Origin of the sequence: Pseudooctadecabacter sp. (assembly GCF_020627745.1) — a bacterium.
In the GTDB taxonomy this organism is placed as follows: Bacteria; Pseudomonadota; Alphaproteobacteria; order Rhodobacterales; family Rhodobacteraceae; genus Octadecabacter.
Genome location: NZ_JAHDGE010000064.1, coordinates 1 through 6640, shown reverse-complemented (window position 1 = coordinate 6640; position 6640 = coordinate 1). Strand labels below are relative to the sequence as shown.

Sequence of the window (6640 nt, the reverse complement as noted above, 5' to 3'; positions counted from 1 at the left end):
TCCATCGCGGGGATGAGGGTGGACCCGAGGGCCGAGGTGTCGGCCACGGCGGAGCCTGACAGGCCCGCGAAGAGGATCGAGCTGAGGATGTTGACCTGTGCAAGGCCGCCGCGCAGGTGGCCCATGAAGGCTTGGCTGAATTCCACCAGCCGCGTGGTGATGCCGCCGCGGTTCATGATTTCACCGGCCAGCATGAAGAACGGCAGCGCCATCAGCGGGAAGCTGTCGATGCCGGTGTAGACGTTGCGGTAGAGGATCGCGAGGTCGCGTTCGTTGCCGGTGACCCATGTCATGAAACCGGGCGCGAAGAGCAGGGCGAAGACCACCGGCGTGCCGATCATCAGGATCGCGAGGAAGAGGGGGAGGAACCAGATCAGCATTACGATGCGCTCCCGATTTCTTCGTTATCGCCCAAGGGGTCTAGGCCGGCATCGCGGCCCAAGAGGGTGAGGATTTGCCGCAGGATCAGTTCCACGCAGACAAGGATCAACAGGTTAATCCCGACCCAAAGGGCGAGGTATTGGTAATAATTTGAGAACTTCGCGCCGCATTTGCCGATCTCGATCCCGAAGGGCCAACGCAGGGTGGAGGAACAGCCGCGGCCTGACAGGCTGTCCACGTGGTTGTTCAACCCCTTGTCCCACATGACCAGCAACACAGCGAAGGACATGGCAAAGAGGATGAGCGACAGAATGGCGGCCAGCCGCGCATTCAGCGCGCGTTCCAGCATGTCGATGGCCACGAACCCGCCGTGACGGTAGGCGATCGGCGACATCAGACCCACAAGCCAGAGCATCCCGAACCGCGCGGCTTCTTCGGTCCAGTTGGGCGCATCGTTGAAGACGTAGCGCATGAGGACCTGCAGCAGGATAAAGCAGACCATGGCGATGAGCGCGCCGATGGAAATCCATTTCCCGATGGGGTGCAATGTCGCGTTGATCGCCGCATGGGCGCGTGCGCCCGCTGTGGGGCGGATCAGGCAGGCGAGCCAGAGTAGACCGGCGAGGGCGGCGACGACGGCCATGTCGGCCATGCCGATGGCGTCGGCCAAAGCCTCCCGCCGGTCTTCAAAAGCGCCGACAGCCAGGATCGCCACATAGGCTGTGCTGACGGCGATGATTGCAAGACGTCCTCCCAACGGCTTGCCCTCCCTTCTTGGGCCTTTCGGCCTGATTTCAGGGGCTTGGCCCCCATTCTTCATCCTTTTATCGCGACGAACCGTCCCCCTTGGAACAGCAACGGCAGACCATCGCGCACGCTGGCACCGGTGACGCGGCCCACGATGATCATATGGTCGCCTGCGTCGTGTTCGGCATCGCGCGTGCATTCGAACCGGGCCAGACAGCCGTTGATCAGCGGCACGTCGTTGTCGCCTGTCTGCCAGTCCAGCCCGTCAAAGGCGTGTTTGTCACGGGTAAAGGCGTCGCAGATGTCTTGTTGGTGGGCGTCCAGCACGTGGATCGCAAAATGAGGAGCGCCCGAGAAGTCATTGAAACGTTTGGATGATTTCGCAGGCGACCAGAGCACCAAGGGCGGGTCCAGCGACACGGAGGCAAAGCTGTTGGCGGTGATGCCTGTGGGGCCATCGGCGCCGGGCACGGTCACGATTGTGACGCCGGTGGCATAGGCGCCCAATGCGTCGCGAAAGGCGCGCGGGTCGGTTGTGGGGTTGAAGACCGCCACCTACGGGACCTCATGGCCGAGGGCGGCCTCATAGAGTTTGAACCATGTGGGCCGGTCGAGGTCGACTTTAAGAGCGTCGGAGAAACCTTTGATCCGGTTGAGGTTATTGGTGCCCATCACGGGCATGATCCCTGCGGGGTGCGCCAGCAGGAAGGCCACGGCGACGGCGGCGCGGTCCACGCCGAAATCGGCGGCAACGGCGTCCATGGCGCGGGCCACAGCGCTGTCGTCTGTCATCAGCGCACCGCCGCCCAAGGGCGACCATGCCATGGGCGGGATGCCGCGTTCTTGCAGATAGGCCAGATCGCCGTTGGTGAAGGGGTCGATGTGGCCCAGCGACATTTCGATCTGGTTGGTGACCAACGGGGTTTTCATGGCCGATTGCAGCAGGGTCCAATCGTGCAGTTTGAAGTTGCTGACGCCAACGCTGCGCACCTTGCCAGAGGCCACGACCTCATCCAGGGCAGCACCGGTTTCATGGTGGTCCATCAGCGGGTCGGGGCGGTGGATCAGCAGGCAGTCGATCTTGTCGAGGCCCATGAGGCGCAAGGAATGATCGACGGAGTTTACGATATGTTCACGGCTGGTGTCATAGTACTTGCCGGGGCTGTCGGCATAGCGGCCTGCGGGGATGAGGATGTCGCATTTGGTGACAACCTCGATCTGGTCGCGGATGGATTGGGTGAGGCCTGCGCCCATGATCTCTTCGGCCATGTAGCCGCCGTAAATGTCGGCCTGATCCATGGTCGTGATGCCCTGTTCCAGACAGGCCTCGATCTTGGCCTGGACGGTTTTGGGGCTGGTGTCGTCCACGTCGCCCAGCCGCCACATGCCGTAAACGATGCGCGAGAAGGAGAGGTCGGATGTAATTTGTACGCGTTCCATTGTGTTGGCCATCAGGTCCGTGGTCCGTTTCCTAGGGGTGTTGCGGGTGTGTCTGCGGGTACTCTGCCGTAGGCGTGGGGCAGTGAACAGGTCTCAAGCTCCGGCATGACGAGTTTGCCGAAATATTCGGCCTCGTCGATGTGGGGATAGCCCGAGAAGATGAAGGCGCGGATGCCCATTTTGCGGTAGCTTTCGATCTTGCTGAGGATCTGGTCGGCGGACCCGACAAGGGCCGCCCCGCAGCCGGACCGCGCACGGCCGACGCCTGTCCACAGGCCCGGTTCGACGTAGCCGAATTTATCGGCCAGTTCGCGGGCCTTGGCTTGATGGGCGACGCCAAGGGAAATGCTGTCGTGGGCGCGGTCGCGGATCAGTTTGCCGTAGTCATCATCGAGTTTGGAGACGATGTAATCGGCGTATTCGCGGGCCTCGGCTTCGGTGTCGCGCACGATCATGTGCACGCGCAACCCGTAGTCCAGCGTGCGGTCGTATGTTTCGGCCACAGCGTTCACGTCGCGCATTCGTTGGGCAAGGTTTTCTTCGGGTTCGGGCCACATGAGGTAGACGTCACAATGCTGACCGCAGAGGTCCAGCGCGGCAGGGGAATAGCCCCCGAAGTAGAGCAGCGGGCCGCCGGTCTGGTAGGGCGTGGCGGGGGCGGTGGGGACACCTTTGAACTGGTAGACCTCGCCGTCGTAGTTGATTTCGTCCTGGGTCCAGGCCTGTTTGAGGATTTCGACCACTTCGCGGGAGCGTTGATAACGAAAGCCGCTGTCGGCCACTTCGCCGGGAAAATCGGAGGAGATGATGTTGAGGGTCAGGCGACCTTTCATCATGTGATCCAGCGTGGCCACCGTGCGCGCCAGCATGATGGGCTGCATTTCCCCGCAGCGGATCGCGGCCAGCATGTTGATGCGGTCGGTCAGGGGGGCCATGCCGGCCACAAAGCTGAGCGTGTCTTGCCCCACCTGATAGGACGAGGGGGCCAGAATGTTGCGAAAGCCCTGCTGTTCCGCCGTCAGAACGATGTCGCGGCAGTGTTCCCACGAGGACCGCAAATCACCATCGGGCACGCCGAGGAATTGGTAGTCGTCTGAACACAAGGCGGAAAACCACGACACTTCAGAGGCTGCGAGGTCCGCGCTTGTCACCGGAACGATTGTCATGATTCCCCCTGCGGTGGTCGCTTCATTGCCTCTTGCGTAGCACAGCGTTTTCATTGCATCAATCCTGTATCAATTTTATTCGCGCTTTGGGAGGAGGGCGATATGTCAGACCGTCAGCGCCGCCCAGAACAGACCGGCGCGCTTCCGAAATATGTACAGATCGCCGAAGGGCTGATCCGTGATATCGCCGCTGGCCGGTTGGCCGATGGCGCACGTCTGCCGCCCGAACGGGAGATGGCCGAGCAGCTGTCGATTTCCGTCGGCACCCTGCGCCACGCGCTGGAGGTTCTGGCGGACAAGGACCTGCTGGAACGGGTGCAGGGGTCCGGCAATTACGTGCGCGCGCGGGCCGATGTGGCGTCGGTCTATTCGTTTTTGCGCATCGAACGGCGCGACGGTGGCGGCCTGCCCACGGCGGAGGTTTTGTCGATTGATCACATGGCCGCGCCGCGCGCCGCAGGCTTTCGCAGCCCCAACGGGTTCCGGTTCCGCCGGTTGCGGTTCATGGATGATGTGCCCGCCGCGATGGAGGAAATCTGGCTCGACGGGGCGGTGACCGACACGGTGGATGAACGGGCGGTGTCGGATTCCCTCTACCTTTATTATTCCGAAAGCCTCGGGCTGACGATCACCTCCGCCGAGGACCGCGTGAATGTCGCGGCGGTGCCGGCTTGGGTGGATGTGCGGTTTGGCCTGTCTGCGGGGCAGATGGCGGGATATATCGAGCGGACGGGCCGGTCACAGGCGGGGGAAACCGTCGAATTTTCAAGAACTTGGTTCGATCCGAACCACATCAACTACGTCTCGAGACTGGGGAAAAGCTGACAATGGCGACAGGTGCGCAAGATATGGTGAATTACGGGCTGATCGGCTGCGGTATGATGGGGCGGGAGCATATCCAGAACATCAATTTGCTGCCGCAGGGGCGGGTGTCTGTGGTCTATGATCCGGTGGCGGAGCTGGCGCAGAGTGCGGCGATTTTGGCGGGCAAGGACGGGGCTGCGGCGCCTGCCGCAGTGGCGGCGACCTTGGATGACTTGCTGGCGTTTGAGGATCTGGATGCGGTGGTGATTGTCAGCCCCAACAACATCCATATGGACCAGTTGCGCCAGATCGTGGCCAAGCGGCCCCTGCCGATCCTGTGTGAAAAGCCGCTTTATACGGACCCCGCCGATGCCGCCGAACTGGACAGGCTGTTCAAGGGCTATCCGTATCCGGTCTGGGTGGCGATGGAGTACCGGTATATGCCGCCTGTGGCCGCGCTGATCGAACAGGCCGAACAGGCCACCGGCGGGATTGCCATGCTGACCATCCGCGAACACCGGTTCCCGTTTTTGCCCAAGATTGGCGACTGGAACCGGTTTAATGAAAACACGGGCGGGACTTTGGTGGAAAAGTGCTGTCATTTCTTTGATCTGATGCGGGTGATCCTGAAGTCGGAACCCGTGCGGGTGATGGCCAGCGCGGGGCAGAATTTCAATCACGTGGATGAGGATTACGACGGACGCCGCCCGGACATCTGGGACAACGGCTATGTGATCATCGACTTCGCCTCAGGCGCGCGGGCCATGCTGGAGCTGTGCATGTTTGCCGAAGGCAGCCAGTATCAGGAGGAGATTTCGGCCGTGGGCCCCAAGGGCAAGATCGAATGTCTGGTGCCCGGTCCGGGCCGGTTCTGGCCGGCCAAGCTGGGGCCAGCGCCGGTGCCGCAGCTGATCATCAGCCCGCGTGCGCCGAAAGGGCCGATCACCATGGATATCCCTGTCGATCCCACTTTGCTTGAGGCTGGGGATCACAACGGATCGACCTTTTATCAGCACCAGCGGTTCAACGCTGTCGTGCGCGGGCAGGGCGGGGTTGAGGTCACGGTGTCGGACGGGGCGAAGGCCGTGGCCATGGGGCTTGCGGCGCAGCGATCGGCGGCCACGGGACAGGCGGTTGATCTGTCGGCGGGGACCTAAAATTCCCGAATTTTAGGGGCGCGGCCAGATTTGGGGGAACCAGTCGGTCCGCAGCTTTTGGCCCTGCTGCATGTCGTGGCCCGGAAAGGGTGGCGATGTGGGGCCGGGGCGTTCGGTGTAGCGGGCATCATCGCCCAGCAGACGCAGGGAAAACGCGCGGCGGCGCTGTGTCGTCTCATTCCCGCGCGCGCCGTGCAGGATGTTGTAGTTAAAGGCCACGGCATCGCCCGGCGCCATCGGCCATTCTTCCACGCGCATGCCTTGGGCATCGGGGTCCGGCACGGGCATATAGGTGTCGTCATCGGGATAGAACGAGGTCTCGGACAACCAGCGGGTGGGCAGCACCGGTTTTGGCCAGAGGTGTGATCCGGCCACACAGCGCAGCGACGCGTCGGTCACCGGATCAAGGGGCGACCAGAAGCTGACGGTTTGCCGCCCTTCGACGAAGTAATAGGGGCCATCGGTGTGCCACGGGGTGGGTTTTGAGGTGCCCGGTTCCTTGACCAGCACGTGATCGTGAAAAAGCTGCACGGTTTGGCTTTGCATCAGGTCGGCTGCGACCTCGGCTGCGGGGCTGTCTGCGATGACCTTTTGAAATTCAGGGATGCGTTGCCAGTTGCAGTAGTCATCGAAAAAGCGCCCCTTTTCGTGATCATGCAGGTTTTCTGCCGCATAGGGCCCCGGATCGGCCATGTTGCGGTCAACGCCTGCGCGCAGGGTGTCCACGTGATCGGCAAAGAGCCCTTTGATCAGGACAACGCCGTCGCGCTGGAAGGTGTCGATATGGGATTGGGCAATCAGCGAATGTGTCATATGGACTTCGTGGCCGCACCGCGCCGCGCCGTCAAGGGATGACAGAGGCTGGTGGCGGGTCTATATGGCGGCCATGACCCATCTATTGCACACCTCCGCACGCCTGTCCGTGGCCCCCATGATGGACTGGAC

General features: G+C 62.1%; 8 protein-coding genes. 2 read left to right on the top strand and 6 right to left on the bottom strand.

Features of this window, described 5'->3' with window-relative positions; genetic code table 11:
- The 5 genes from QZ653_RS14660 to QZ653_RS14640 form a co-directional block, all read right to left on the bottom strand.
- A partial coding sequence (locus QZ653_RS14660; RefSeq protein WP_296421225.1) for a TRAP transporter large permease subunit occupies window positions 1-380 on the bottom strand: 380 nt, incomplete at its 3' end.
- On the bottom strand, window positions 380-1138 hold the full coding sequence (locus tag QZ653_RS14655; RefSeq protein ID WP_296421222.1) for a TRAP transporter small permease: 759 nt from the start codon (window positions 1136-1138) through the stop codon (window positions 380-382). The genes QZ653_RS14660 and QZ653_RS14655, both read right to left, overlap by 1 nt.
- A 59-nt stretch (window positions 1139-1197) precedes the next feature.
- Entirely contained in the window at window positions 1198-1683 is a 486-nt protein-coding gene (locus tag QZ653_RS14650) for a flavin reductase family protein (RefSeq protein ID WP_296421219.1), read from the bottom strand.
- Window positions 1684-2568 carry an aldo/keto reductase gene (locus QZ653_RS14645; protein WP_296421218.1) on the bottom strand — a complete coding sequence of 295 codons (885 nt, stop codon included), beginning with the start codon at window positions 2566-2568 and terminating at the stop codon, window positions 1684-1686.
- Window positions 2569-2579: 11 nt separating this feature from the next.
- Complete coding sequence (locus tag QZ653_RS14640; RefSeq protein ID WP_296421216.1) at window positions 2580-3734, bottom strand: LLM class flavin-dependent oxidoreductase; 1155 nt, start codon at window positions 3732-3734, stop codon at window positions 2580-2582.
- A 102-nt stretch (window positions 3735-3836) separates the two neighbouring features.
- Between QZ653_RS14640 and QZ653_RS14635 the strand changes: the two genes are divergently transcribed.
- Window positions 3837-4559 (top strand): GntR family transcriptional regulator, encoded by a 723-nt coding sequence (locus tag QZ653_RS14635; protein WP_296421214.1) that lies wholly within the window; start codon window positions 3837-3839, stop codon window positions 4557-4559.
- Between the two features lie 2 nt (window positions 4560-4561).
- The gene (locus tag QZ653_RS14630; RefSeq protein ID WP_296421212.1) at window positions 4562-5695 is read left to right on the top strand and encodes a Gfo/Idh/MocA family protein; all 1134 of its coding nucleotides are present in this window, start codon (window positions 4562-4564) and stop codon (window positions 5693-5695) included.
- A gap of 12 nt (window positions 5696-5707) precedes the next feature.
- Here QZ653_RS14630 and QZ653_RS14625 read toward each other — a convergent pair whose 3' ends face one another.
- On the bottom strand, window positions 5708-6508 hold the full coding sequence (locus QZ653_RS14625; RefSeq protein ID WP_296421210.1) for a phytanoyl-CoA dioxygenase family protein: 801 nt from the start codon (window positions 6506-6508) through the stop codon (window positions 5708-5710).
- Between the last annotated feature and the right edge of the window lie 132 nt (window positions 6509-6640).

Coding starts and splice junctions, on each gene's coding strand:
- QZ653_RS14645 (WP_296421218.1), bottom strand. CDS start 2,568: ATGGAACGCGTACAAATTACATCCGACCTCTCCTTCTCGCGCATCGTT.
- QZ653_RS14630 (WP_296421212.1), top strand. CDS start 4,562: ATGGCGACAGGTGCGCAAGATATGGTGAATTACGGGCTGATCGGCTGC.
- QZ653_RS14635 (WP_296421214.1), top strand. CDS start 3,837: ATGTCAGACCGTCAGCGCCGCCCAGAACAGACCGGCGCGCTTCCGAAA.
- QZ653_RS14640 (WP_296421216.1), bottom strand. CDS start 3,734: ATGACAATCGTTCCGGTGACAAGCGCGGACCTCGCAGCCTCTGAAGTG.
- QZ653_RS14625 (WP_296421210.1), bottom strand. CDS start 6,508: ATGACACATTCGCTGATTGCCCAATCCCATATCGACACCTTCCAGCGC.